20 protein-coding genes and 1 pseudogene are annotated in these 26113 nt (G+C 70.6%); 10 read left to right on the plus strand and 11 right to left on the minus strand.

Annotation, left to right across the window (positions count from 1 at the left end; all coding sequences use genetic code 11):
- Positions 1-15: 15 nt before the first annotated feature.
- Complete coding sequence (locus Nocox_RS07575; protein WP_157383413.1) at positions 16-762, minus strand: hypothetical protein; 747 nt, start codon at positions 760-762, stop codon at positions 16-18.
- A 191-nt stretch (positions 763-953) separates the two neighbouring features.
- Between Nocox_RS07575 and Nocox_RS07580 the strand changes: the two genes are divergently transcribed.
- Positions 954-1826, plus strand: a complete 873-nt coding sequence (locus tag Nocox_RS07580; protein WP_020546783.1) for a sugar kinase — start codon at positions 954-956, stop codon at positions 1824-1826.
- Positions 1827-1829: 3 nt separating this feature from the next.
- Here the strand turns inward: Nocox_RS07580 and Nocox_RS42845 are convergent, their stop codons facing one another.
- The gene (locus Nocox_RS42845) at positions 1830-2930 is read right to left on the minus strand and encodes a hypothetical protein (RefSeq protein ID WP_020546782.1); all 1101 of its coding nucleotides are present in this window, start codon (positions 2928-2930) and stop codon (positions 1830-1832) included.
- 244 nt (positions 2931-3174) lie between these two features.
- Positions 3175-4911, minus strand: a pseudogene (locus Nocox_RS42855) (discoidin domain-containing protein); the annotation flags it as partial.
- 199 nt (positions 4912-5110) lie between these two features.
- Here Nocox_RS42855 and Nocox_RS07590 point away from each other — a divergent pair.
- The 5 genes from Nocox_RS07590 to Nocox_RS07610 all read left to right on the plus strand — a co-directional run bounded on the left by Nocox_RS07590 (position 5111) and on the right by Nocox_RS07610 (position 10800).
- Positions 5111-6100, plus strand: a complete 990-nt coding sequence (locus Nocox_RS07590) for a LacI family DNA-binding transcriptional regulator (RefSeq protein ID WP_084685905.1) — start codon at positions 5111-5113, stop codon at positions 6098-6100.
- Between the two features lie 93 nt (positions 6101-6193).
- On the plus strand, positions 6194-7546 hold the full coding sequence (locus Nocox_RS07595) for an ABC transporter substrate-binding protein (protein ID WP_026215083.1): 1353 nt from the start codon (positions 6194-6196) through the stop codon (positions 7544-7546).
- Positions 7547-7551: 5 nt separating this feature from the next.
- Entirely contained in the window at positions 7552-8418 is an 867-nt protein-coding gene (locus Nocox_RS07600; protein ID WP_020546776.1) for a carbohydrate ABC transporter permease, read from the plus strand.
- Entirely contained in the window at positions 8415-9287 is an 873-nt protein-coding gene (locus tag Nocox_RS07605) for a carbohydrate ABC transporter permease (protein WP_020546775.1), read from the plus strand. The genes Nocox_RS07600 and Nocox_RS07605 overlap by 4 nt, the downstream gene beginning before the upstream one ends.
- Positions 9288-9291: 4 nt before the next feature.
- Entirely contained in the window at positions 9292-10800 is a 1509-nt protein-coding gene (locus tag Nocox_RS07610) for a glycoside hydrolase family 13 protein (RefSeq protein WP_020546774.1), read from the plus strand.
- A 4-nt stretch (positions 10801-10804) separates the two neighbouring features.
- Here Nocox_RS07610 and Nocox_RS07615 read toward each other — a convergent pair whose 3' ends face one another.
- The 7 genes from Nocox_RS07615 to Nocox_RS07645 all read right to left on the minus strand — a co-directional run bounded on the left by Nocox_RS07615 (position 10805) and on the right by Nocox_RS07645 (position 19179).
- Positions 10805-11800, minus strand: a complete 996-nt coding sequence (locus Nocox_RS07615; RefSeq protein ID WP_020546773.1) for a LacI family DNA-binding transcriptional regulator — start codon at positions 11798-11800, stop codon at positions 10805-10807.
- Between the two features lie 32 nt (positions 11801-11832).
- Positions 11833-13194 carry a GH1 family beta-glucosidase gene (locus tag Nocox_RS07620; protein WP_020546772.1) on the minus strand — a complete coding sequence of 454 codons (1362 nt, stop codon included), beginning with the start codon at positions 13192-13194 and terminating at the stop codon, positions 11833-11835.
- Positions 13191-13994 carry a carbohydrate ABC transporter permease gene (locus Nocox_RS07625; RefSeq protein ID WP_020546771.1) on the minus strand — a complete coding sequence of 268 codons (804 nt, stop codon included), beginning with the start codon at positions 13992-13994 and terminating at the stop codon, positions 13191-13193. Before Nocox_RS07625 ends, Nocox_RS07620 begins: the two co-directional genes overlap by 4 nt.
- Entirely contained in the window at positions 13991-14956 is a 966-nt protein-coding gene (locus Nocox_RS07630) for a carbohydrate ABC transporter permease (protein WP_020546770.1), read from the minus strand. The genes Nocox_RS07625 and Nocox_RS07630 overlap by 4 nt, the downstream gene beginning before the upstream one ends.
- Positions 14953-16239: an ABC transporter substrate-binding protein gene (locus tag Nocox_RS07635; RefSeq protein ID WP_020546769.1), complete on the minus strand. Its 1287-nt coding sequence runs from the start codon at positions 16237-16239 to the stop codon at positions 14953-14955. The genes Nocox_RS07630 and Nocox_RS07635 overlap by 4 nt, the downstream gene beginning before the upstream one ends.
- Before the next feature lie 154 nt (positions 16240-16393).
- Positions 16394-17284, minus strand: a complete 891-nt coding sequence (locus tag Nocox_RS07640; RefSeq protein ID WP_020546768.1) for a serine/threonine-protein kinase — start codon at positions 17282-17284, stop codon at positions 16394-16396.
- Positions 17285-17355: 71 nt separating this feature from the next.
- Positions 17356-19179 carry an N-6 DNA methylase gene (locus Nocox_RS07645; protein ID WP_026215082.1) on the minus strand — a complete coding sequence of 608 codons (1824 nt, stop codon included), beginning with the start codon at positions 19177-19179 and terminating at the stop codon, positions 17356-17358.
- Between the two features lie 76 nt (positions 19180-19255).
- Between Nocox_RS07645 and Nocox_RS07650 the strand changes: the two genes are divergently transcribed.
- Both Nocox_RS07650 and Nocox_RS07655 read left to right on the plus strand, forming a co-directional pair.
- Positions 19256-20026 (plus strand): PP2C family protein-serine/threonine phosphatase, encoded by a 771-nt coding sequence (locus Nocox_RS07650; RefSeq protein WP_020546766.1) that lies wholly within the window; start codon positions 19256-19258, stop codon positions 20024-20026.
- 290 nt (positions 20027-20316) lie between these two features.
- The gene (locus Nocox_RS07655) at positions 20317-21162 is read left to right on the plus strand and encodes a CHAP domain-containing protein (protein ID WP_020546765.1); all 846 of its coding nucleotides are present in this window, start codon (positions 20317-20319) and stop codon (positions 21160-21162) included.
- Positions 21163-21179: 17 nt separating this feature from the next.
- On the opposite strand, the gene Nocox_RS07660 is transcribed toward Nocox_RS07655, so the two are convergent.
- Positions 21180-22235, minus strand: coding sequence for a glucose 1-dehydrogenase (locus Nocox_RS07660; RefSeq protein ID WP_020546764.1), 1056 nt, complete (start codon positions 22233-22235; stop codon positions 21180-21182).
- Between the two features lie 105 nt (positions 22236-22340).
- Between Nocox_RS07660 and icmF the strand changes: the two genes are divergently transcribed.
- A complete protein-coding gene (icmF, locus tag Nocox_RS07665; protein WP_020546763.1) occupies positions 22341-25547 on the plus strand; it encodes a fused isobutyryl-CoA mutase/GTPase IcmF in 3207 nt (1068 codons plus the stop codon).
- Positions 25548-25597: 50 nt separating this feature from the next.
- Complete coding sequence (gene tpx / locus Nocox_RS07670) at positions 25598-26098, plus strand: thiol peroxidase (protein ID WP_020546762.1); 501 nt, start codon at positions 25598-25600, stop codon at positions 26096-26098.
- The last annotated feature ends 15 nt before the right edge of the window (positions 26099-26113 follow it).

Raw genomic sequence — 26113 nt, forward strand, 5'->3', positions numbered from 1 at the left:
CAGGAATGGTGCTGCTCAGTGACGCCACCAGGAACCGTAGACGCGCACGTAGTCGGCGCGGCTCGTCGAGCTGTTGAGCTCGTCGTTCCCGGCGAACGAAGCGCGGAACCAGCCGCTCTTGTACGCCTTGGTCTTGGCGTAGAACTTGCCGTCCCACTTCGTCTTCGTGGAGGTGACCCACTTCCAGGCGCTGTGACCGTTGGCGCGGTAGAAGATGTTCACCTTCTCGCCACGGACGCCCTTCCACCGGTGGTCATCGACCTGGAGCCGGCCGGAGAAGTAGATCGACTTGCCCTTGCGGACCCGCCACGGCTCGGCGCTGAAGCGCGAGACGCGCGTGTCGGCCTTGGTCTCGGCGAGCTCGACCGCGAAGTACGCGTCGTCCTTCGCGACCTCCTTGTTGGCAGCGTCATACGCCGTGGCCGTGGCCTTCCACTTGCCGAACGCGTCACCGTCGGTGAAGCCGACGGAGAAGCGCCAGCTCTCCAGCGGCTTGACGTCCTTGGCGCGCAGCGTGTTGACGCCGTCCACCGGAGCGACGGTCACTTCGACCTTCTTGACGTCCGAGCCGGCCCGGACGTGGATGAACGCGGTGGTCTCCGCGCCCTTCTTGACCACGACCGGATTCGGCGTGATGCTGCGGATGTAGAGGCGGGTGTCCGCCTTGGTCGCGGTGGTGCTGGCGGAGGCGGCCCCCGCCCCCGTTACGAGCATGGCCCCGCCCACGAGGGCGGAGACGAAACCCAATGCGATTTTTCTCATGAGGGTGCTGATTCCTCTCCCCGTATCGCTTCAGAGCCGGCCCGGGGTGGCCGGACTCCCTCTACTACTGTGAGGCACTGAATGGGGGAAAGGTTCGCTAAAGTTACGAGAAAATTTTGATCACGGCTTTAACCTGCGCTTACGTGATCCAAATTCTTTTTCGGATCGGGCGACCTACTACAGTCTGTCCCATGACGGACGTCTACACGCTCGGCGAGCCTCTCGGCGTGGTCACCAGCGGCCGGGTCCGCCATGAGGGGGAGGCCAGGCTCGACGTCTGCGGGCCGGAGCTCACGCTGGCCGTGGCGCTGGCCAGGCTCGGGCACGACTGCGCCTACCTCGGCAAGGTGGGCGGCGACGAGCTCGGCGCGCGGGTGCTGACCGTGCTGCGCGGCGAGGGCGTGGACGTGGCGGACATGCGGGTGTCCGAAGGGCTGCCGACGGGCCTGCTGCTCAGGGAGAGCCGCGTGGGCCGCGAGCCGCGCACCGCGCACTACCGCGCGGGGTCGGCCGGCTCGCGCCTGTCGCCGGGCAACGTCCCCATCGACCGCGTGGGCGCGGCCAAGATGCTGCACGTCACCGGCGTGACGGCGGCCCTCGGCATCGACGCCCAGGACGCCGTGCGCGCCGCCGTCGGCGCCGCCCGCACCGCGGGCGTGATGATCTCCTTCGCCGTCGAGTACGTCCCTGAGCTGTGGCCGTCGGTCCGCGAGGCCGAGGAGGTGCTGAGCGAGCTGGCCTGCGCCTCCCACCTGCTCTTCCTCCGCCAGGACGAGCTCGACCTGGTCAAGCCCGCCCTCACGCCGGAGCGCGAGGTGGTCGTGGACCGCGGGGTGAAGGGCGCCACCGTGCGCGCCGACCGGATGCGCTACGACGTCCAGGGCCGGCAGGTGCCGGTGGTGGACCCGTCGGGCGCGGGGGAGGCGTTCGCGGCCGGCTACATCAGCGCCGCCCTGGACGGCCTCACCCCGCAGGAACGCCTGCACCGCGGGGCGCTGTTGGGCGCCGCCGCGGTGACGGGCGTCAGCGACTGGCAGGGGTTGCCCACCAGGGCCGAGCTGTGACGGTCAGGTGATCGTCAGGGTGAACGTCGAGGTCGTGTTCCTGATGTTCTGCGCGTTGCCGCTGAAGCGGAGGCCGGTGAACGTGGCCGACCCGACCGCCGGGCCCTGACCGGGCTCGGGCAGCTCGTTCACCCAGATCCCGAAGCCGGACTTGGCGTCGAAGGCGTCGCCACTCTTCTGGGCGCCGCTGATCGAGACGTTGGTGAAGGTCGTGTCCTGCACCGGGTTGAGCGGCGTCGTCGGGCTGGAGTAGCCGGTCTGGAACATGATCCCGCTGTAGGTCGGGTCCACGATGTCCAGGTTGCTGACCCTGATGCCCTGGAACACCTTGGAGGAGGAGAACACCCACAGCGCCGGGAACGTCTGCTGCCCCCAGAAGTGCCCGCCCGCCCTGACCAGCGAGATGTCGTCGAACACGGTGGGCGGGCTCGCGCCGAAGCCGTGCATCGGGTAGCCGAAGTCGAGCGAGCTGATCGTCACGCCCGAGTAGACGAGCGTGTCGGCCACGTAGATGTTCCTGAAGGTGTTGTCGTAGCCGCCGTAGACGGCCACGCCCGCGGCCCGCCAGGTGAGCAGCGAGCTGAGGTTCTCGAAGACGTTGCCGTGCTGCTCGCCGGGGTTGTTGTCGGTGGCCGAGAACAGCGCGAAGCTGTCGTCGCCCGTGGCTCGGGTCTCGATGTCGGTGACGTGGTTGCCGGTGCTGCCGTTGGTGAGGTTGAGGCCGTCGGCGAAGGTGTTCCTGATCCGGGAGTTCTTCAGCGTCATGTCGTCGGTGTTCGTGCCCCAGTACATGCAGACCTGGTGCTCGACCCAGATGTCGTCGATCGTGATGTCCGCCACGTTCGAGAAGTCGAAGACCTTGCCGGGGCCGTCGATGCGCGCCGTGTAGTCGCCGAAGTAGGCGAAGCCCTGGAACGTCGAGCCGTTCGCCGTGGCGTCGGCGCGGAAGCCGATGTCGGTGTTCTCCTGGCCGGAGGGCGGGCGGAAGCGGGTGAACCACGGGCCCGCGCCGACGATTTTGATCGCCTTGCCGTAGACCTGGAACTTCGAGCCGGTCCGGTAGTCGCCGGCGGGCAGGTAGACGCCGGTCAGGCTGCTGTCCATGCGGGCCTTGTCCAGGGCGTTCTGGACGTCCTGGTGGGTGAAGCCGGCGGGGACGGCGTACGTGGCCGGGTCGGGGTTGGCGACCGCGGTCGCCTGTTCGAGGTCGATGAAGTCGATGGCGTACGTGCTGGTGTTGGCGGCGTCCTTCTGCAGGCGGATCCTGCTGCCCTTCGGGACGGTGGTCCTCGACGTAGGCGCCGGTCCGGTCGAGCGTGACCGCGCGGCGGCCGGACGCCTCGCCGGCGAGCGTGCCGACGTCCCTGCTCGGGCCGACCCTGGCCGCGCCGCCGCCGAGCACGGCGTCCTCGGCCTCGTAGGTGTCGTAGGGCATGTGCGCGCCGCGGCCCACGAACAGCGGCAGCTCGCTGGTGTTGTTGGCGCGCTTGACCGGCAGCTCGGCGGCGTCGCCGGCGAGCACGGTCCTGACCGTGTACCTGCCGTCGGCCGCGGTCCAGGTGCCGAGGGTGACCGGGGCGGTGGTCGCGCCGGGCGCGATCGCGCCGCTCGCCGAGCCGGTCAGGGTGCGGACGACCGTTCCGCCGGCGTCGACGACGGTGAGCGTGACGCCGTGCGCGGCCGAGCTGGAGGCCACCGTGCCCTGGTTCCTGATCGCCACGCTGAACGTGACCGTGCCGCCCGCGGCCGGGTTGCCCGGCGTCCAGGCGACGGGCGCGGCGACCAGGTCGGCGGTGTCGACCGGCCGGACGGTGAGCGTGCCCGTGGTGGTGTTGTTGGCCTCGTTGAGCTCGGTGACCTCGCCGTCCTCGTCCACCTTGGCGGACAGCTGGTACGTCCCCGCGTCCCGCGCCCCGATGTCCGCCGACACGGTCGCCGACGCCCCCGCGGCCAGCGCGCCCACGGCGGCGGCGCCGACCTTGGCGGTGCCCGCGTAGAAGGTGACGGAGGTCGCGGCGGAGCCGGCGGTGCCCGCGTTCCTGACCGTGGCCGAGAGGGTGACGGCGTCGGTCTCGACCGGCGAGGCGGGAGTGGAGGTCAGGTTCGCCACGGTGAGGTCGGGGTTGGCCGACGGCGTGCCGAACACCTGGAACTCGGCGACCTGCCCGCCGGGCGCGCCCGAGTTGGCGGTGAACTGCAGCCGGACGTCGGCCGCCCGGCCCGTCACCGGGACGGTCACCGAGTTGCCCGTCGCCGGGTCGAAGGTGTAGGTCGCCGAGGCGGCCAGGCCGGTGAAGGAGGTGGCGCTCTGCTCGCGGCCGAGGACCTGGAACGTCTGCGTGCGCCGGCCCCACGCCTGGCCCGGGTCGAGCTTCACGGTGACCGAGGTGAGGTCGGCGTTGGCGCCGAGCTGCACGGTGAGCTGTCCCGGGTAGGCGGCGCTCTCCCAGTAGGTCCGCAGGTCGCCGTCGTTGGCGTTGGCGGCGACGTACGTGTGCGTGTGCGACGACTCGGTGATCGGCCTGCCGAGCGCCAGGTTCGTCCCGGTGGGCGGCGGCCCGTCGTCGGCGGCGCCCCAGACCTCGAACTCCGAGAGCTGGCCCGCGGGCCAGCTGGTGTTGGCGGTGATCTGGAGGCGCACGTACCGGGTGGTGGTGGCGGCGAAGGTGACGGTGGCCGCCGGGTTGAAGGTGTGGGTGGCCGAGGCGGCGATCGTGGTGAACGTGGAGCCGTTCGCGCTGCCCTGGACGGTCAGCGTCTGCGTACGGCTCGGCCAGCCCGCGGGCAGCTTGAGCACCAGCCGGTTGACGCTCGCGCTCGTGCCGAGGTCCACCTGGATCCACTGCGGGAAGGCGTTGTTCGCCGACTCCCAGTAGGTGGCCTGGTCGCCGTCGGTCACGTTGGCGGCGGGGTAGACGTCGGTGAAGCTGCTCGCGGTGGCGGCCTTGCCGGCGGCGAGGTTGGTGTCGGCCGCGGCCTGGGCGGCGGTGGCGGGCGCGGCGAGGAGTCCGATGGCTAACGAAAGGGCGGCGAGGACGGCTCTCATGGGGGTGGCCCTTCGGCGGAGGCTAGTTGGCCGAACCATAGGATGTCGAGCAGATGGCCGCAATATTTCGACTGTATTGCGCAAACCATGGACTGACTGACGTCGGCCCGGATCCGCTGTCGGAGCTGGTCAACACCAGGTGGCGGGCGGAAAATCCGTCCGCGTACGGTGCAAGCGGTGTCGTCCGATCCACGTAAGTCCTTGCAAGCGCTTGCGCTACAGGCCGTATAGTTTGCGCATGACACGACGACTCGCAGAGGTGGCCAAGAAGGTCGGGGTGAGCGAGGCGACCGTCAGCCGCGTGCTCAACGGCAAGCCGGGGGTCTCCGACGCGACCCGCGAGGCCGTGCTGACCGCCCTCGACGTGCTCGGCTACGAACGCCCCACCCAGCTCCGCGGCGACCGGGCCCGGCTGGTCGGCCTGGTGCTGCCCGAGCTGCAGAACCCGATCTTCCCCGCCTTCGCGGAGGTGGTCGGCGGCGCCCTCGCCCAGCAGGGCTTCACCTCGGTGCTGTGCACCCGCACGCTCGGCGGCGTCTCGGAGGCCGACTACGTCGACCTCCTGCTCCAGCAGCAGGTCAGCGGCGTGGTCTTCGCCGGCGGCCTGTACGCCCAGGCCGACGCCGCGCACGGGCACTACCGGCTGCTGCACGAGCGCAAGCTCCCGACCGTCCTCGTCAACGCGGCCGTCGGGCACCTCGACTTCCCCCAGGTCTCCTGCGACGACGTCGTGGCGGCCGAGATGGCGGTCGCCCACCTGCGCGCGCTCGGCCACGAGCGGGTCGGCATGGTGCTCGGGCCGAAGGACCACATGCCCTCGCGGCGCAAGCTGGAGACGTTCCTCGCGGCAGGCGGCGACGCCGAGCTGGTCGAGCACACGATGTTCTCCCTGGAGGGCGGGCACGCGGCCGCCGCCCGGCTGGTCAGGCGCGGGGTGAGCGGCGTGGTGTGCGCGAGCGACCTGCTCGCGCTCGGCACCGTACGGGCCGCGCGCCGCGCCGGGCTCTCGGTGCCCGGCGACATCTCGGTGATCGGCTTCGACGACTCCGCGCTCATGAACTGCACCGAGCCGCCGCTCACCACGGTCCGCCAGCCGATCGACGCGATGGGCAGGGCCGCCGTGGACCTGCTGGTCGCGCAGATCGACAAGGCGGTGGTGCCGGCCGACGAGCTGCTGTTCGAGCCCGAGCTGGTGGTACGGGCCTCGACCGCGCGCTGTCCTGCGTGACGTAGTCGTTATCTTGCAATAGAGCGTCGGAATATTGCGTCCATGTGTCGCTGATCCTATGGTGTGGGCACCTCGCATCAGAAGGGTCAGACCATGCGGAGATCCACCGGACTCGTGCTCGTAACCGCGCTCGGCCTCTCGGCGACCGCCTGTGGCTCCGGCGAGTCGCCGCAGCCCGCGGCCTCCGGCGGGGCGGCGGACGTGACCATCACGGTCGCCTGCCAGCCCGCCAGGACCGCGCCCCAGGACCGCAAGGCATGGGACGAGGACGTCGCCGCGTTCATGAAGGCCCACCCCGGCGTGACGGTGAAGAGCACGGACCAGCAGCCGTGCTTCGACCCCAAGACCTTCGGGCCCAAGCTGGCGGGCGGCCAGATGGAGACCGTCTTCGTGGTGCCGATGACGAACTACGACGACGTCATCGCCCAGGGGCAGGCCCTCGACATCACCCGGTACACAAGCTCGGTCAAGAACTGGAACGACCTGCGCCCCGACCACCGCGAGCTGCTCACCAAGGACGGCAAGGTCTACGGCGTCCCCAACGTGCACTACAGCGTCGGCCTGGTCTACAACCGGGCGCTGTTCGCCAAGGCCGGCCTCGACCCCAACACCCCGCCGAGGACCTGGGCCGAGGTGCGCGAGGCCGCCAAGAAGATCGCCGGCCTCGGCGCCGGCCACATCGGCTACGGCGAGTACTCCGGCGGCAACACCGGCGGCTGGCACTTCACCCAGGCCCTCTACGGCCGGGGCGGCGACATCCTGACCGCCGACGGCAAGAAGGCCGCCTTCAACTCGCCCGAGGGCAAGGCCGTGCTGCAGACCCTGCACGACATGCGCTGGGTCGACAACAGCATGGGCGGCAAGCTCCTCGTCGGCTGGGAGTCGCTCATGATGGCCATGGGCAGCGGCAAGGTCGGCATGATGCTCGGCGCGCCCGACGTGGTCACCGACGTGGTCACCAAGTTCAAGGGCAACGTCGACGACTACGGCATCACCGGCTTCCCCGAGGCCAAGGCGTCGCTGAGCGGCGGCGAGGCGTACATGATCAACCCGAAGGCCACGCCCGAGCAGGCCAAGGCCGGCATGGAGTGGATCGACTTCCGCTTCAACACCGTCGGCAAGGGCCGCTTCGACTTCGCCCGCGGCAAGGCCATCGGCAACCCGGTCGGCGTCCCCGACAACGCCGTCTACGGCGACTCGCCCACCGGCAAGGCCCTCCAGGAGGAGCGGGTGAAGAACGCCTCGCTGCCCGTCGAGAACTACCAGACGTACGTGGACGCCGCCGCGACCATCCCGCCGAAGGCCGAGCCCCCGCACGCGCAGGAGCTGTACGCCATCCTCGACGTGCCGATGTCCGGCGTGCTGAGCCGCAAGGACGCGAGCGTCGACGAGCTGCTGGCGAACGCTGAGACCAAGGCCAACGCGATGCTGGCGGCCAAGGGCTGACCCTGATGCGGATCTTGAGGCGCAATCTGACGGCCTACGGGTTCCTGTGTGCGGCGTTGTTCTGCTTCACGGTGTTCGCCTGGTATCCGATGGTCAGGGAGTTCGTCCTGAGCTTCCAGCGGACCGACCTGATCAACCCGCCCGAATGGGTGGGGCTGGACAACTTCAAGGCGGCCGTCGCCGACCCGGCCTTCGGCGAGGCGTGGCTGAACACCGTGGAGTTCACCGTCCTCGCGCTGCTGTGCGGCTACGCCGCCCCGTTCGCCGTCGCGCTCGTGCTCAACGAGCTGCGCCACGCCCGGGCCTACCTCAGGTTCGTGGTCTACCTGCCGGTCATGCTGCCGCCGATCGTCGCGGTGCTGCTGTTCCGGTGGTTCTACGATCCCGGGCCCGGGCTGTTCAACCAGATACTCGACTTCCTCCACCTGCCGACGCTCGCCTGGCTGGACAGCTCCTCCACCGCGCTGGTCTCGCTCGTCATCGTCTCCACCTGGATGAACATGGGCAGCGCGACCCTGATCTACCTGGCCGCGCTGCAGAACATCCCGCCCGAGCTGTACGAGGCCGCCGAGCTCGACGGGGCCGGCATCCTCAAGCGGATCAGGCACGTCACGATCCCGCAGACGCGGCTGATCCTGCTGCTCATGCTCATGCTGCAGATCGTGGCCACGATGCAGGTGTTCATCGAGCCGTACATGCTGACCGGCGGCGGCCCGGAGAACGCGACCGTCAGCGTGGCGTACCTGATGTACCAGTTCGCCTTCTCCCAGATGAACTACGGCCAGGCAGGGGCGCTCGGCATGATGCTCATGCTCGCGCTGCTCGTCTTCGCCGCCGTCCAGCTCCGCACCACCCGGGAGGACCAGGCATGAGGACGGAGGCGCAGATCAGGACGATCGTCTCGCCCCACCAGCTCAACAGCCGATGGGGGCGGCGGATCTACTGGCTGGTGCTGGTCTCCGTCGTCCTGCTGTTCACCCTGGCCTTCGTCTTCCCGCTCTACTGGATGGTCACCGGCGCCATGAAGACGCCGGACGAGATCGCCGAGATGCCGCCCACGCTGGTGCCGAGAGACCCGACGCTGGACAACTTCTTCGAGGCGTGGGACCTGTTCGACCTCGGCACGCTGCTGGCGAACACCGCGTACTACGCCTTCGGCGCCTGGCTGTTCTCCATGGTGGTGGACGTGTCGGCGGCGTACGCGCTGTCGAAGCTGCGCCCGATGTTCGGCGGCGTGATCCTCGGCGCGATGCTGGCCACGCTGATGATCCCGCCGATGGTGATCCTCATCCCGCTCTACGTGACGATCGTGGACCTCGGGCTGCTGAACAACCCGTGGGGGCTGTGGTTCCCCGCGGCGGCCAACGGATTCAACATCTTCCTGCTCAAACGGTTCTTCGACTCCATCCCGCGCGAGCTCATCGAGGCGGCGCAGATCGACGGCGCCGGGCCGGTGCGCACGCTCTGGTCCGTGGTGCTGCCCGTCTCCCGGCCCATCCTCGGCGTGGTGTCCATCTTCACGATCGTCACCGCGTTCAAGGACTTCGTCCTGCCGCTGCTGGTGATGACCGACAGCGAGAAGATGCCGGTCAGCGTCGGACTGTCGCAGACCGCAGGGGCGGTCACCCAGAACCAGGTCATGGGCGGCCTGGTGATCGCCGGCATCCCCATGATCATCGTCTTCTTCGTCTTCCAACGACACATCATGGCGGGCCTCACCGCCGGAAGCATCAAGGGATAATCGCATGTCGCAAACGTGGTGGCGGGGGGCCGCGATCTACCAGGTCTACCTGCGGAGTTTCGCCGACGGGAACGGCGACGGCGTGGGCGACCTCGCCGGCCTGCGATCCCGCCTGCCCTACCTCAAGGACCTGGGGATCGACGCCATCTGGCTCAACCCGTGGTATCCGTCCCCGATGGCCGACGGCGGCTACGACGTCGCCGACTACCGGGACATCGAGCCGGTCTTCGGCACGCTCGCCGAGGCCGAGACGTTCGTCGAGGAGGCGCACCGGCTCGACATCAAGGTCATCATCGACGTCGTGCCCAACCACAGCTCCACCGAGAGCGCCTGGTTCAAGGAGGCCCTGGCGAACCCGGCGGCCCGCGACCGGTTCTGGTTCGCCGACCGGCCGCTCAACGACTGGCAGTCCATCTTCGGCGGCTCCGCCTGGACGCGGGTGCCGGACGGGCAGTGGTACCTGCACCTGTTCGACCCGGGGCAGCCGGACCTCAACTGGGACAACCCGGAGGTCCACCAGGAGTTCGAGGACGTGCTGCGCTTCTGGTTCGAGCGCGGCGTGGACGGCTTCCGCATCGACTCGGCGGCGCTGCTGCTCAAGTCGGACACCGCGTACGAGGACCTCGACGGCGTCCACGACGTCTACCGGCGCTGGCGCGAGATCGCCGACGAGTACGGCGAGCGCGTCCTCATCGGCGAGGTCTGGCTGCCCGACCAGGAGCGCTTCGCCCGCTACCTGCGCCCCGACGAGCTGCACACGGCGTTCAACTTCGACTTCCTGTCCTGCCCCTGGGAGGCCGCCGAGCTGCGCCGGGTCATCGACCTGACCCTCGCCACGCACACCCCGATCGGCGCGCCGCCGACCTGGGTGCTGTCCAACCACGACGTGACCCGCCCGGTCACCCGCTACGGCCGCGCCGACACCGCGTTCGAGCACGGCGGGCGGCTCCACGGCACGCCGTCCGACCTGGAGCTCGGCCACCGGCGGGCGCGGGCGGCGGCGCTGCTGGCCATGGCGCTGCCCGGCTCGCTCTACGTCTACCAGGGCGAGGAGCTGGGCCTGCCCGAGGTCGAGGACCTGCCGGACGAGCGGCGGCAGGACCCGATGTACGCCAGGTCGGGCGGCACCAACCCCGGCCGCGACGGCTGCCGCGTCCCGCTGCCGTGGTCGGGGGAGGAGCCGCCGTTCGGCTTCGGCACGGGCACGCCCTGGCTGCCGCAACCGGACAACTGGCGCAAGCTGACCGCCGAGGCCCAGCTCACGGACCTCGGCTCGATGCTCAACCTCTACCGCGACGGGCTGCGCATCCGGCGCGAGTCACTCGGCGACGGCACCCTGACCTGGCTGCCCTCGGAAGGAGAGGTGCTGGCCTTCCGCCGCGACTCGGGCCTGACCTGCGTCACCAACCTCGGCCCCGGCCCGGCGCCGCTCCCCGAAGGCCGCCTCCTGCTGGCCAGCGGCCCCCTGGACGACGACACCCTCCCCGCCGACACCACCGCCTGGCTCGCCTGACAGGTCACGCGGACTCGCGGATCACCAGCTCGGTGGGCAGGATGACCGGGTCGGCCGGGCCGCCCTCGAAGAGGCCGAGCAGCAGATGGACCATCGCCGTCGCCTGGTCCGTCACCGGGTGGCGCAGCGTGGTCAGCGGGGGCTCGGTGTACTTGGCCGCCTCGATGTCGTCGAAGCCGACCACGGCGACGTCGTCGGGCACCCGGCGGCCGGCCTGGCGGAGCGACTGGAGCGCGCCCACCGCCATCAGGTCGTTGGCGACGAAGACGGCGTCCAGGGCCGGGTCGTCGCCGAGGAGCTGGCGCATCGCGATCGCCCCGGACTCGCGGGTGAAGTCGCCGACCGCGACGATCGAGCGGCGGTCGGAGTCGCGCAGGACGTTGCGGTAGCCGGTCAGGCGGTCCTGGCCGGCGATCATGTCCTGCGGCCCGGCGATGGTCGCGATGCGGCGGCGGCCGATCTCGACCAGGTGCCGCACGCCCGCCTCCGCGCCGCCCACGTTGTCGTTGTCGACGAACGGGATGTCCACCGGCACGGCCGGCCGCCCGTACGACACCACGGGCACGCGCAGCCGCGACAGCGCGGACGGCAGCGGGTCGGCGCCGTGCATGGAGATGAGCATGACGCCGTCCACGTGCCCGCCGGAGATGTAACGCTCCACCCTGGCGTGGCTCTTGGCGTTGGACGCCAGCATGAGCACGACCTGTTTGTTGGCCGACTCCAGCTCCATCGACGCCGATCTGATCACCGTCGAGAACAGCGGGTCCTCGGAGAAGACCCTGGTGCCGGGCTCGCTGATGACCAGCGCGATCGAGTCGGTGCGCTGGGTGACCAGGCTGCGCGCGGCCGAGTTGGGGACGTAGCCCAGCTCGTCGATCGCCAGCAGCACGGCGTCGCGGATGTGGGGCGCCACTGTCGTCTGTCCGTTGACGACGCGGGAGGCGGTGGCCCGCGAGACGCCCGCCCGGGCGGCGACCGCCTCCAGGGTCGGGCGTCTCATGACTGCACCAGAAGGGAGAGCACGTAAAAAATCTACAGGCCGTTTCTGGCGATGACGTCGCTGTACCACAGAGCGCTGTCCTTGGGGGTGCGGTTCTGCGTCGCGTAGTCCACGTGCACGATCCCGAACCGCCGCCGGTAGCCCTCGGCCCACTCGAAGTTGTCCAGCAGCGACCACACCAGGTAGCCGCGCAGGTCCGCGCCCGCCTCGATGGCCCGCCACACCTCGCGCAGGTGCCCGTCCAGGTACGCGACCCGGTCGTCGTCGTGCACCCGGCCGTCCTCCACGACGTCGTCGAAGGCCGCGCCGTTCTCCGTGACCATGAGGCCGACCTGCGGATAGTCCTGCGAGAGCCGGACCAGCAGGCGGGACAGGCCGTCCGGCACGATCGGCCACCCCATCGCGGTGGTGGGGGCGTCGGCGGCGGCGAACCGCACGTCCTCCGACCCCGGCCAGGCGGCGTCGGCGGGCACGCCGGGGCCGGCCTCGACGACGCACGGGTTGTAGTAGTTGACGCCGATCAGGTCGATCGGCGCCCTGATGGTGTCGAGGTCGCCGTCGTGGATGTGGCCGGTGCCGCCGTTGCGCTCGGCCGCCGCCAGCACCTCCGGCGGGTACGTCCCGTGCACGGCCGGGTCCAGGAACTGCCGGGTGAGCAGCGCGTGGATGCGGTGGACGGCCGCCGCGTCGGCCTCGCCCGGCACCGCCGCCGGATCGTTCACCTGAGCCGGGGTGAGCACGGGCGCGGAGTTGACGACCAGCATCACGCTGCCCGGCCGCAGCCGCCGGGCGGCCAGCCCGTGGCCGAGCAGCAGGTGGTGGGCTGAGCGCAGGGCGCTCGCGGCGTCGCGGCGGCCCGGCGCGTGCACGCCGTTGCCGTAGCCGAGGTAGGCCGACACCCAGGGCTCGTTCAGCGTCGCCCAGTTGACGACGCGGTCGCCGAGCCGGGCGTGGACGGCCTCGGCGTAGTCGGCGAAGCGGTGCGCGGTGTCGCGGTCGGTCCAGCCGCCGCGCTCCTCCAGGCTCTGCGGGAGGTCCCAGTGGTAGAGGGTGACGTAGGGCGTGATGCCGGCGGCCAGCAGCTCGTCCACGAGCCGGTCGTAGAAGGCGATCCCGCGCGGGTTGACCGGGCCCGAGCCGTCCGGCTGGACGCGCGGCCAGGCGATCGAGAACCGGTACGCCGCGAGCCGCAGCTCCCGCATCAGGGCGACGTCGTCCCGGTAGCGGTGGTAGTGGTCGCAGGCCACGTCGCCGGTGTCGCCGCCGGCCACCTTCCCGGGGGTGTGGGAGAAGGTGTCCCAGATCGACTGGCCCCGCCCGTCCTCCTTGACCGCCCCCTCGATCTGGTACGAGGCCGTGGCGGCGCCCCAGACGAAGTCCTCGGGAAAGATCATCCCTTAACAGCTCCTTGCATGATTCCGCCGATGATTTGCTTGCCGAACAGCACGAAGACGGCCACCAGCGGCAGCGTGCCGACCGCCGTCCCGGCCAGGCCGAGCACGTAGTCGTTGACGTAGCCGCTGGCCAGGGAGGACAGCGCCACCTGGACCGTCGGGTTGTCCGGGTTGAGCACGACCAGCGGCCAGAAGTAGTCGTTCCAGGCCGACATGAAGGTGAGCATGCCGAGCACGGCCGCCGCCGGCCGGGCCGCGGGCAGCACGACGTGCCAGAACAGCCCCCACGTGGTGCAGCCGTCCACCCGCCCGGCCTCCAGCAGCTCGGTGGGCAGCGCCCGCGACAGGTACTGGGTCATGAAGAACACGCCGAAGGCGTTGACCAGCGCGGGCACGATCAGCGCGTAGTTGGTGCCGGTCCACTCCAGCTTCACCATGAGCATGTAGAGCGGGATGATGCCGAGCTGCGCCGGGACCATCATGGTGGCCACCGTGATGACCAGCATCGCGTTGCGGCCGCGGAACTTCAGCTTGGCGAAGGCGAACCCGGCGAGCGTGGAGAAGAACATCACCGCGATCGAGATCGACCCCGCCACGATCAGGGAGTTGACCAGCGCCAGCCCGAACGGCACGGTGTCGAAGACCCGGGAGACGTTGGCGAGGAAGTTCCCGCCGGGGATCAGCGGCGGCGGCACCTGCGCGAGCGCCGAGTTGTGCCGCGAGGCCACGACGACGCTGTAGTACAGCGGGAACGCCGAGAAGAACGCCACGGCCGTCAGGGTCAGGTAGCGCAGCCTCATACGATCCCTCCCTTCGCCCTGCGGGTGATGAGGAAGTTGACGCCGGAGACGATCACCACGGCCAGGAACATCAGCCAGGACGCGGCCGAGGCGTAGCCGAAGTCGAACGTCGAGCCGGCGAACGCCTGCTCGTAGACGTACAGCGCCAGGGTCTGGAACTGGCGGTCGGGGCCGCCGGTGGCGAAGGTGCCGCCTCCGCTGCCGGTGCTCTGCCCGAACAGGAGCGGCTCGGCGATGATCTGCATGGCGCCGATCGTGGAGACGATGACGACGAAGATGATCGTCGGCCGGATCATCGGCAGCGTGACGCTGCGGAGCTGCCGGAAGTTGCTCGCCCCGTCGAGCGTGGCGGCCTCGTACAGCTCGCGCGGCACGGCCTGCATGGCGGCCAGGAAGATCAGCGCGTTGTAGCCGGTCCAGCGCCACATGATCATGACGGACAGCGCGATGTGCGAGGTGGCGGTGCCGGCCGCCCAGTCGACGGCGCCGGCCCCGAACCACGACAGGACCCAGTTGATCATGCCGAAGTCGCGGCCGAAGAGCTGGCTGAAGATCACCACGACCGCGACCACGCTGGTGACGTTCGGCAGCAGCAGCGAGATCCGGAACAGCGTCTGGAAGCGCAGCCGCCGGTTCAGCAGGTGCGCCAGCCAGATGGCGAGCAGGAGCTGGGGGACGGTGGACAGCACGCCGATGGACAGCGTGTTGAGGGTGGCGTTCCAGAAGTAGCCGTCGGCCAGCAGCGTCGAGTAGTTGCCGAGGCCGACGAACTCCTGGGTGTCCGACAGCAGCGTCCACTCGTGCAGGCTGACCCAGGCCGTGTAGACCAGCGGGAACAGGCCGAAGGCGCAGAACAGCAGGAAGAAGGGCGCGACGTAGGCGTACGGCGACACCCTCAGGTCGAGGGTGTGCCGCACGCTGCGCCTACGCCGCCGCGTCGCCGCGAGGGGGTAGGTGCTCATCGGATCTTCTTGACGTCCTCGAGGACCTGGGCCCACGCCTCGTCCGGCGTCTGCTTGCCCTGCTCGACGCGGCCGAGGCCGTTGCCGATCGCGACTCTGACGTCGGCCTCCTTCGGGCCGAGGTGCTGCGGCTTGAGGGCCTTGGCGGCTTCGGAGTAGATCTTGCCGATGGGGGCGTCGCCGAAGAACGGCTTGGTGAAGTTCTGGATCGACGGGTCGTCGTAGAGGGCCGGGATCGACGGGAAGGTGCCCTCCTCCTTGAACACCTTGGCCTGGTTGTCCTTGGACGTCAGGAAGTCGATCAGCTCGGCGGCCTCCTTCGGGTGCTTGCTCTGCTTGGGCACCATGAGGTGCGAGCCGCCGCTGTTGCCCGAGCCGCCGGGGACGGTGGCGATGTCCCACTTGCCGGTCGCGTCCTTGGCCTGCTCCTGGATGAAGCCGGTCATCCAGGCCGGGCAGATGATCGTGGCGAACGAGCCCTTGGCGAAGCCGGTGTTCCACGGCGGGGAGAAGGCCGCGAGCTTGGCGGTCAGGCCCTCCTGGGTGAGCTGGTTGGACAGGTCCCAGGCCTTCTTCACGTCGGGGTTGGACCCGACGATGATGGTGTCCTGGGCGTCGTACAGGCCGATCGGGGCCTGGTTGACCATCGCGCGGAAGATCTCGCCGGGGGAGTCGGTGAACTTCGCGCCCGCCACGTCCGCGGCGGCGAACTTCTTGCCGGTCTCGATGTACTGCTCCCACGTGGGCCACAGGGCCGCGACCTCGGCGCGGTCGGTGGGCAGGCCGGCCTTCTTGAACAGGTCCTTGCGGTAGCACATGGCCAGGCCGCCGACGTCGGTGCCGAGCCCGAGGAGCTGGCCGCCGTCCTTGCTGAGCCCCTGCTGCCACTTCCAGTCCAGGTAGTCGGACTGGCGCTTGTCGAGGCCGAACTGCTTGAGGTCGGTGAACTTGTTCGGCTGGGCCGTGAAGGTGCTGATGTAGCCGACCTCGACCGCCTCGACGTCCCCCGCGCCGGCGTTTGTGGCCAGCCGCTTGACCAGGTTGTTGTGGTGGTCGTTGAACTGGGTGACGTTCTCGACGATCTCGATGTTCGGGTGGGTCTTCTTGTACTCCTCGTAGAGGGGCTTGAAGCCGAAGTCGCCGAAGAGGCCGATGGTGAGCTTGATCTTCTCGCCCGGCTGGGCGCTCGCCGGCGCGGCGTTCCCTCCGCCTCCGCCGCCGCACGCGGCGCTGAGCAGGGCCGCGGCGAGCAGGGGGACGGCAAGACGGATCCGAGGGGTCATGGAACCCTCCTGGGTTGAGCGTGGGGGACAGGTGAGAGAGCGCTCTCTCGCCAGAGTCGTGCGGCTCACAGGGCTCTGTCAACGGGTGTTGGGTAACGATCGGATTATCCGAGAGAGCGTTCCCTCGACTGCGGCCCGCGCGGTAGGCTGGGGGTCAGCCGCCGAGGACGCGGCCCGCCATGCGGGCGTACATGCCGCCGGGGCTCGGCGCGGGCGCCAGGAAACCCGGCAACTGGGGGAGGCCCACCGCGAACGGGTCGAGCCGCTCGTACAGCTCGTGCGCGTCCGCGGGCCGGTTCTCCGGCTGCTTCTCCAGCAGTTGCGCCAGCAGCGCCGCCAGGCCGGGCGGGAGGCCGGGCACGGCCGGCGGCTGCTCCTTGACCTGCTTCTCGAAGACCACGTAGTCGGTCGGCCCGGTGAAGAGCTGGCGGCCGGTCAGCATCTCGTGCAGCACGCACCCGAGCGAGTAGAGGTCGCTGCGCGGCTCGGCCACCCCGTGCTGGATCTGCTCGGGCGCCATGTACGCCGGGGTGCCCAGGATCTGCCCGATCCTGGTGAACGTGGTGACGTCGGCGTCCCGCAGCAGCGCGAGGCCGAAGTCGAGCACCTTCACACTGCCGTCGGGGCAGAGCATGAGGTTGGTCGGCTTGAGGTCGCGGTGGCAGATCGCGAGGGCGTGGGCCGCCGACAGCACCGCGCACGCCTGCGCCGCGATGGCCGCCGCCCACGGCACCGGCAGCGGGCCGTGCTCGCTCACCACGTCGGCCACGGTGACGCCCTCGATGAACTGCATCACCTGGAAGAGCCGCTGCTCGTGGGTGCCGAAGTCGTACAGGACGGGCGCGCCGGGATGCTCCAGCCTGGCCAGGATGCGGGCCTCGCGGATGAAGCGCCGCTCCAGCTCGTGATCGGGGCCGCTCGGCAGGCGCAGCAGCTTGACCGCGACCCGGCGGTCGAGGTGCCGGTCGTGCCCCGCGTAGACCGCCCCCATGCCGCCCGTGCCGAGAGGGAGGTCGTCGAGCACATAACGGTCGCCGATGACCATAGCCCCTCCCTCCCACCTTTGCGAGAAAAACTACACCGTCATCAGGGCGAGGGAGCCCCTACGAAGGCGTCTCACGGAGTGAGGCCGTCAGTGGGGTGCAGGCGGCCGTCGGCGAGGCCGTCGAGGCCCAGCCTGATGAGGGTGTGCCCGAGGGTGGAGGTCTCGCGGATGGCGTCCTCCAGCACGGCGAGCTGACGGAACGCGTCGCCGTACGCCTTCTGCTCCTTCAGCGGCAGCCGGGGCAGCCGGGTGCGGCGCACGTCGAACCGGCTGGAGCCGGTGCTCGCCCGCCCGCCCGCGGCCCGCAGGTAGCCGGCCAGGAAGTCGGGGTCGAGCCGCCGGCCGTCCACCCGGTAGAGGGTCAGGTGCGGGCCCAGCACCGCGCCGCCGTCGGCGATCACGCGCACGCTGGAGTAGGACGCGACCACGTCGCCGGGCCGCAGCGCGACCAGGCCCTGCTGCATGACCGCCGAGCCGGTGGGCGGGCCGCCGGTGAGCACGTCGTCGGCGGTGAGAACGGGAACGTCGCCGCCGTCGGCGACCATCTTCGCCGGCGCCTGGACCATGGTGACCAGGCCCTCCTTGATCAGGTCGCCGAGCGTGATGGCGGGCTGGTCGAGCGGCTGCTCCAGCACCTTCAGGTCGGGCGGCGCGGCGCTGGCCGCCAGGAACCGGTCGCGGACCTCGGCGAAGGCCCGGCCCACGTCGTCGCGGCGCTGGTGGCGGGCCGGCGTCATGTCGACCTCGTCGGCCAGCAGGTCGATGATGCGTACGGTCTTGTCGGAACGGTCCTCCAGGTAGGCCCGCCAGGCCGGCTCGACGAGCTCCAGGTCGCCGACGGCGTCGAGGATCAGCACCTCGGACGGGGGCCGCTCGCCCGGCTTGGGCCGGCGCAGCAGCCACAGGTCGGCGCCGGGCAGCGCCACGACGGCCCGCAGGGCGCCCGCGCGCAGCAGGTTGGCCCGGATGCGGCGGCCCGCCTTGCGGCTGGCGGCGGCCGGCGGCATGAGGATGGCGACCGAGCCGCCGGGCTTGACGTGCGTGAGGCAGTGCTGGACCCAGGCGAGCTCGGGCTCGCCGCGCGGCGGCAGGCCGTACTCCCAGCGCGGGTCGCCGGTCAGCTCCTCGTAGCCCCAGGCCCGCTCGTTGAACGGCGGGTCGCACACGACGGCGTCGGCCCGCAGGCCGGAGAAGGCGTCGGCGCGCATGGCGTCACCGGCGACGATCTCGGCGTCGAGGCCGCGCAGCCGCAGCCGGGCCGCCGCGATGGCCGCCGAGGTCTCGCTCAGCTCCTGGCCGAGGACCTTGGCCGGGCGGCGCGGGGCCTCGCCCCCGGGCCGGGGGCTGCGGTCGAGCGCCAGCAGGAGCGTTCCCACGCCGCAGGCCGGGTCGAGCAGCGTGCCGCCCTCGGCGCGGACCAGGCGGACCATGAGTTCGGCCACGTCGTCGCGGGTGATGGAGAGCTGCCTGGAGTGGGCCTCCAGGTAGCGCTCACACAGGAACTCGTACGCGGTGAGCGGCTCGTGCCGCTCGGCCAGCTCGGCGACGAGCCCGGCGAGCTCACTGTCCAGCAGCCCGTCCTGCCGCCCGTCCTGCCGCCCGTCGTGCCGGTCGGTGAGCAGGATGCCCGCCTGGGCCACCAGCTCGCCCAGCCGCAAATCGCCCGCGGCTTTCAGGCGTTGCCACACCCGATCTCCCAGCGAGACCTGGTAGGACTTCCCATAGCGGCGCAGCCAGGACTCGATCTGGGGCAGCGAGAACAGCGGCTGATTGGCCGTGCCGCCCACCGGTTGGGGAAAATCGTCGTGGCGGCGGCGCCAGTTGCTGACCGCGGCACGCCCGACACCGGCGAGCCGGGCGATGTCCCCGGCGTTGACGGTCGGGTCGTGGCTCATGAAGCCCACAGTAGTTCACAAGAGTCTTCAGCGCATCTGCTTGTGAAGTCTTTCAACCAATGATTTACTGCGGTGTATGAAGCACAACATCCGCTATGCCGCCGGATCAGACGTGGGCCGTCGCAGGGAGCAGAACGAGGATTCCGGCTACGCGAGCGGCCGGTTGCTCGTGGTGGCCGACGGGATGGGCGGTCACGCGGCGGGCGAGCTGGCCAGCTCGGCCGCGATCGCGGTCATGCGCGAGATGGATGCCACGCTTCCCGAGACGGGCGCCGACCTGGAGGCCGCGCTGGAGGCGGCGATAGCCGAGGCGGGCCGCCGGCTGGTCGAGCTGGCCGACATCGACCCCGCGCGCCGGGGGATGGGCACCACGGTGACCGCCATGCTGTTCGACGGCTACCGTTTCGCCCTGGCTCATCTCGGTGACTCCCGCGGGTACCTGCTGCGCGATGGTGCTCTTTACCAGATGACCAAGGATCACACACTTGTGCAGTCGATGGTGGACGAAGGACGGATAACGGAGGACCAGGCGGCGGTGCACCCCCGCCGTTCCATGGTGCTGCGGGTGCTCGGCAGCGAAGGGCGGGCCGAGCCCGACATGGCGCTGCGCGAGGCCGAGCCGGACGACCGCTACCTCCTGTGCTCCGACGGGCTGACCGCCGTGCTCGGCCCGGAGATGCTGCACGAGGTGCTGACCACCGTCGCCGATCCCGTCGTGGCCGTGCAGCGGCTCATCGACCTGGCCAACGAGGGCGGCTCGCCGGACAACGTGACCGTGATCGTGGCCGACGTGGTCGCGCCGGGAGCGGGCGACGTCGCGGTCTACCGCGTCGGCGCGGGCGCGTGAGGCCGGTCGAGGCTCAGCAGTCACACCAGTCACTTAGCCGATATTTCATCTCATAGCAAGACACTTTCCGGGTGACCCGCGCAATTTCCCGATGACGCGATTACAGTCCATCGTGGTCTTGTCGGTTTGCCCCCGGAGGAGTCACCCTGGACCCGATCGCCCAGAGGCTGCTGGAAACGGTACGGCAGGAACTCGGCTACAAGGAGAAGAGCGGCCAGTTCACCAAGTTCGGCCAGTGGTACGCGGATCGCGTCCAGGACACCCAGTTCCGCAACGCGCCCTGGTGTGACATGTTCCTCGCCTGGGCGGCGGACAGATCGGGCCTCACCCCCTACGTCGGTGAGTTCGCCTGGACCCCCTCCCACGCCGCCTGGTTCATGAAGCAGGGCGCCTGGACCCAGCGACCCGAGCCGGGAGCCCTGGTCTTCTTCGACTGGCGCGGCGGCAAGTCCTACAAGGGCGTCGACCACGTCGGGGTCGTCGAGCGCGTCAAGGGCAAGAAGATCCACACCATCGAGGCCAACGTGGACGGCGTCTGGCTGAAACGCAAGGTCCGCGAGACCGACAAGGTCGTCGGCTACGGCGTCCCGCGCCTGGTCAAGGACAACGCCGACCGCCTCGGCGAGATCCGCAGCACCGAGCAGCCGTTCGTCCGGCCCCCGCAGTCCGCCACCGGCGGGAGCTCACCGCTGGACTTCCTCGGCACGCCGCCCGCGCTGCTGGCCGCGATGGTGCTGGTGACCGTCGTGCTGTCCTTACGTTTCACCCGCCGGCGCGGCATCCACCGCCGCCTCGCCTGGCCGTGGCCGGTGGCGTGGCCCTGGAACGAGCCGGACGGGCCCGAGGGGAGCGAGGAGGCCGAGGCCCGGCGGCCCGCGCCCATCCCCGACACCTTCCGCGACAGGCTCACCCGGGTCGGCGCCCCACCCGTCCCCAGGCGGCAGCGCGAGCCGTCCCGCCCCGGAGAGCGCGAGACCGTAGGCGGCGGGGAGCGGGAGACGGCCCGCCCCGGAGAGCGCGAGACGGTCCGCGTCGGCGGGGGGCCGGGGCCGCGGGAGAAGGCCCGGACGGGCTCCGGCCCGGCCGCGACCCGCCACTCGGTCCCGTCCCGCCGCAAACCGTACGGTCCTCGCTGAGGCCCGCTCCCCCCCGTTCAGGAGGCGTTGAGCTCGACCACCACCTTCACGTCCCCCTGGGCCGGCTCCAACGCCTGCGCGGCCTGTTCCAGCGGCAGCCGCCGGGTGATCAGCCGCTCCAGCCATTCAGGGTCCGCCTTGGCCAGCGCGTCGGCCGCGCCCGCGAAGTGGTGCTGGTTGGCGTTGACGGTGCCGAAGACCACGTCGTTCTCCAGCACGATGTCCCGGTTGATCACCCCGGCGTCCACCCGGTGCGTACGCCCGCCGGCCGAGAGCCCGCACAGGCAGACGATCCCGGTGGCCGCCGTGGCCGTCATCACGTCGATGACGAGCTGGCCCGCCCCGGTGCACTCGATGATGATGTCGGGCTGGAGCCCGGCCAGCGGCGCGAGCGAGGACTCGGAGTGGTAGGTCCCGCCGAGCTCCTCCACCAGCTCGGACTTGAACCCCTTGGGCGAGCGGTCCACGACGTGCAGCTCCAGGCCGTGCTGCCGCCCCAGCATGGCGGCCAGCAGCCCGATCGGCCCTGCGCCGGTCACCAGCAGCGTGGCCGGCTCGAAGTAGGCCCGCGAGCCGATCCGCCAGATCTGGTCCCACGCCTTGGCCACCACGGACGCGGGCTCGGTCAGCACGCCGACGCGCTCCAGCGACGGGTCCAGGCGCACCGCGTACTCGGCCTCGACGGTCCAGCGCTCGCTGGCGTAGCCGTCGAGCTCCTTGATGCCGCGCTCGGTGTACTGGCCGTTGCGGCACATGTCGAACTCGCCGTGCGCGCAGGCGCCGCACGGCACCGGGTCGGGGCGGCGTACCACGCCGACGACGAGGTCGCCCGCCGAGAACGGCGAGCCGTCCGGCGCCTCCAGGACCCGCCCGAACGACTCGTGCCCGATGACCATGCGTTCCCGGCCGGGCGGCGGCCAGCCGTACTCGGCCGCCGCCAGCTCCCTGTCGGTGCCGCAGATGCCGAGCGCGAGCCCTTCGACCAGCAGCTCGCCGGGGCCGGGTTCGGGGTCGGGCCACTCCCCGACCTCCAGCGTGCCCTTCTTCCCTGGCGCGAACGTGAGTGCGCGCATCGGCCTCACCCCCTCGCCGGGTCCCCTACCCAGAGGTTTCCTGGGAAATAGTAGGACGTCCTAGTATCTTGGGGAGGAGAGCCCCTCACAAAGGAGTGATCAGGCGTGCACGTCCCGGTGAACCCCGTGCGTTTCGTGACCGCCGCGGCCCTGTTCGACGGCCATGACGCGGCGATCAACATCATGCGGCGCATCCTGCAGTCGCAAGGCGCCGAGGTGATCCACCTCGGGCACAACCGTTCGGTCGACGAGATCGTCACCGCCGCCATCCAGGAGGACGCCCAGGGCGTGGCGATCAGCTCGTACCAGGGCGGGCACGTCGAGTTCTTCACCTACCTGGTGGAGCTGCTGCGCGAGCGCGGCGCCGGGCACGTCAAGGTGTTCGGCGGCGGCGGGGGCGTGATCGTCCCCGAGGAGATCGAGCTGCTGCACTCCCGCGGCGTCACCCGCATCTTCTCGCCGGAGGACGGCCAGCGCTACGGCCTGCCCGGCATGATCAACAAGCTGGTCGAGGACTGCGACCACGAGCTGGGCGACCCGCCCGCGCCCGAGGCCGTGCTCTCCGGCGACCAGGCGGCGCTGGCCCGCGCGATCACCCTGGTCGAGTCGGGCCGCGCCCCCGAGCCGCTGACGGACGCGCTCAGGCGCGCCGCCGGCGAGCGGCGCGCGCCCGTGCTCGGCATCACCGGTACGGGCGGCTCCGGCAAGTCCTCGCTGACCGACGAGCTGGTCCGCCGCTTCCGCGTGGACAACGACGACAAGCTGCGCATCGCGATCGTCGCCATCGACCCCACCCGCCGGCGCGGCGGCGGCGCGCTGCTCGGCGACCGCATCAGGATGAACAGCCTGGGCCCCCAGGTCTACTTCCGCTCCCTCGCCACCCGTGGCGCGCCCAACGAGGTCCCCGCCTGCCTCGACGACGTGATCGCCGCCTGCCGCGCCGCCGGGTACGACCTGGTGATCGTCGAGACGCCGGGCATCGGCCAGGGCGACGCCGGCATCGTCCCGCACGTGGACGTGCCCATCTACGTGATGACGCCCGAGTTCGGCGCGGCCTCCCAGCTCGAGAAGATCGACATGCTCGACTTCGCCGAGGCCGTGGTGATCAACAAGTACGAGCGCCGCGGCGCCGAGGACGCCCTGCGCGACGTCCGCCGCCAGCTCGTACGCAACCGCGAGGCGTTCTCCGCCCGCCCCGACGACATGCCGGTCTTCGGCACCATCGCCTCCCGCTACAACGACGCCGGCGTCACGGCCCTCTACCACCACCTCAGGGGCCTGCTGCTGCCGGAGCCCGGCCCCGGGCTGCTGCCGAAGGTCGCCGGCCGCACCTCGCAGGCGTCGGCCGCGATCGTGCCGCCGGCCCGCGCCCGCTACCTGGCCGAGATCGCCGAGACCGTGCGCGCCTACCACGCCGAGACGCTGGCCCAGGCCGAGGCGGCCCGCCGCCGTCAGCAGCTCGCCGCCGTCCGCGACCTGCTGGCAGGGGAGGGCGACGGCGAACGGCTGCGAGACCTCCAGGACCGCGCCGAGCGCGACCTGACCGAGGAGAGCCGCGCCCTGCTCGCCGCCTGGCCCGCGACGGTCGAGCGCTACCGGGCCGACGAGCTGGTGGTCAAGGTCCGCGACCGGGAGATCCACACCCCGCTGTGGCGCGAGACCCTGTCGGGCAACCGCGTCCCGCGCGTGGCCCTGCCCCGCTACAGCGACCACGGCGACCTGCTGCGCTTCCTGCGCGCGGAGAACCTGCCGGGGGCGTTCCCGTTCACCGCCGGGGTGTTCCCGTTCAAGCGCGACGACGAGGACCCGACCCGGATGTTCGCCGGCGAGGGCGACCCGTTCCGCACGAACCGGCGCTTCAAGCTGCTGTCGGCCGGCCAGCCCGCGACCCGCCTGTCCACCGCGTTCGACTCGGTCACCCTCTACGGCCACGACCCCGACCCGCGCCCGGACATCTACGGCAAGGTCGGCACCTCGGGCGTGTCGATCGCCACGCTCGACGACATGAAGGCGCTCTACGACGGCTTCGACCTGACGTCCCCCAGCACGTCCGTCTCGATGACCATCAACGGGCCAGCCCCGACGATCCTCGCCTTCTACCTCAACACCGCCCTCGACCAGGTCAGGGCGCGCTTCCGGGCGGAGCACGGCCGCGACCCCGACGAGCGCGAGGACCGCGAGCTCGCGGCGCGCACGTTCGCCACCGTGCGCGGCACGGTGCAGGCCGACATCCTCAAGGAGGACCAGGGCCAGAACACCTGCATCTTCTCCACCGAGTTCAGCCTGCGGATGATGGCCGACATCCAGGAGTGGTTCATCCGCAACGGCGTGCGCAACTTCTACTCGGTCTCGATCTCCGGCTACCACATCGCCGAGGCCGGGGCGAACCCGATCAGCCAGCTCGCCTTCACCCTCGCCAACGGCTTCACCTACGTGGAGGCGTACCTGGCCAGGGGCATGAAGGTGGACGACTTCGCGCCGAACCTGTCGTTCTTCTTCTCCAACGGCATGGACCCCGAGTACAGCGTGCTCGGCCGGGTGGCCCGCCGCGTCTGGGCGATCGCCATGCGCGAGCGCTACGGCGCCGGCGAGCGCTCGCAGAAGCTCAAGTACCACATCCAGACCTCGGGCCGGTCGCTGCACGCCCAGGAGATGAACTTCAACGACATCCGCACCACCCTCCAGGCGCTCATCGCGGTCTACGACAACTGCAACAGCCTGCACACCAACGCCTTCGACGAGGCCGTCACCACCCCGTCGGCCGACTCGGTCCGCCGCGCGATGGCGATCCAGCTCATCATCAACCGCGAATGGGGCCTCGCGCGCAACGAGAACCCGCTGCAGGGCTCGTTCATCGTCGAGGAGCTGACGGACCTGGTGGAGGAGGCGGTGCTGGCCGAGTTCGAGCGCCTGTCGGACCGCGGCGGCGTGCTCGGCGCGATGGAGACCGGCTACCAGCGCGGCCGCATCCAGGACGAGTCCATGCTGTACGAGATGCGCAAGCACGACGGCTCGCTGCCGATCGTCGGCGTCAACACGTTCACGAAGGACGACGGCGACGAGCCGGCGCCGCACACGCTGGAGCTGGCCCGCGGCACCGAGGAGGAGAAGCAGTCGCAGCTCGACCGGCTGCGCGCCTTCCACGAACGCCACCGGGAGGAGGCCCCCCGGCAGCTCGCCCGGCTGCGCGAGGCCGCGATGTCGGACGAGAACGCCTTCGCGGTGCTCATGGAGGCGGCCAGGCACTGCTCGCTGGGGCAGATCACCGAGGCCCTGTTCGAGGCGGGTGGCCAGTACAGGCGCAACGTGTGACCCGTCGTAGGATCGGCGATCGGGGAAACACCGGCATCCAGGAGGCTTTCATGACCGACGTCACCTTCAAGGGCAATCCGATCACCGTGGGCGGCACCTTCCCGAAGCCGGGCGACAGCGCGCCCGACTTCCGGCTGGTCGGCGGCGACCTCGCCGAGGTGTCGCTGGCGGACCTCGGCTCGTCGACCAAGGTGCTCAACATCTTCCCGAGCGTCGACACCGGCGTCTGCGCGGCCTCGGTGCGCCGCTTCAACGAGGTGGCCGCCGAGCACCCGGACGTGAAGGTGCTGTGCGTCTCGGCCGACCTGCCGTTCGCGCAGAAGCGGTTCTGCGGCGCCGAGGGGGTGGACGGCGTGACCATGCTGTCGCTCATGCGGGGCCGCGAGTTCCTGCTGGACTACGGCGTCGCGCAGGAGTCGGGGCCGCTCGCCGGCCTGGCCGCCCGCGCGGTCGTCGTGCTCGACGGCGACAACAAGGTGGTCTACTCCGAGCTCGTGCCGGAGATCACGCAGGAGCCCGACTACGACGGCGCGCTCGCCGCGCTGAAGTAGGCGGGCATGCTCACC

It is taken from the genome of Nonomuraea coxensis DSM 45129 (assembly GCF_019397265.1).
In the GTDB taxonomy this organism is placed as follows: Bacteria; Actinomycetota; Actinomycetes; order Streptosporangiales; family Streptosporangiaceae; genus Nonomuraea; species Nonomuraea coxensis.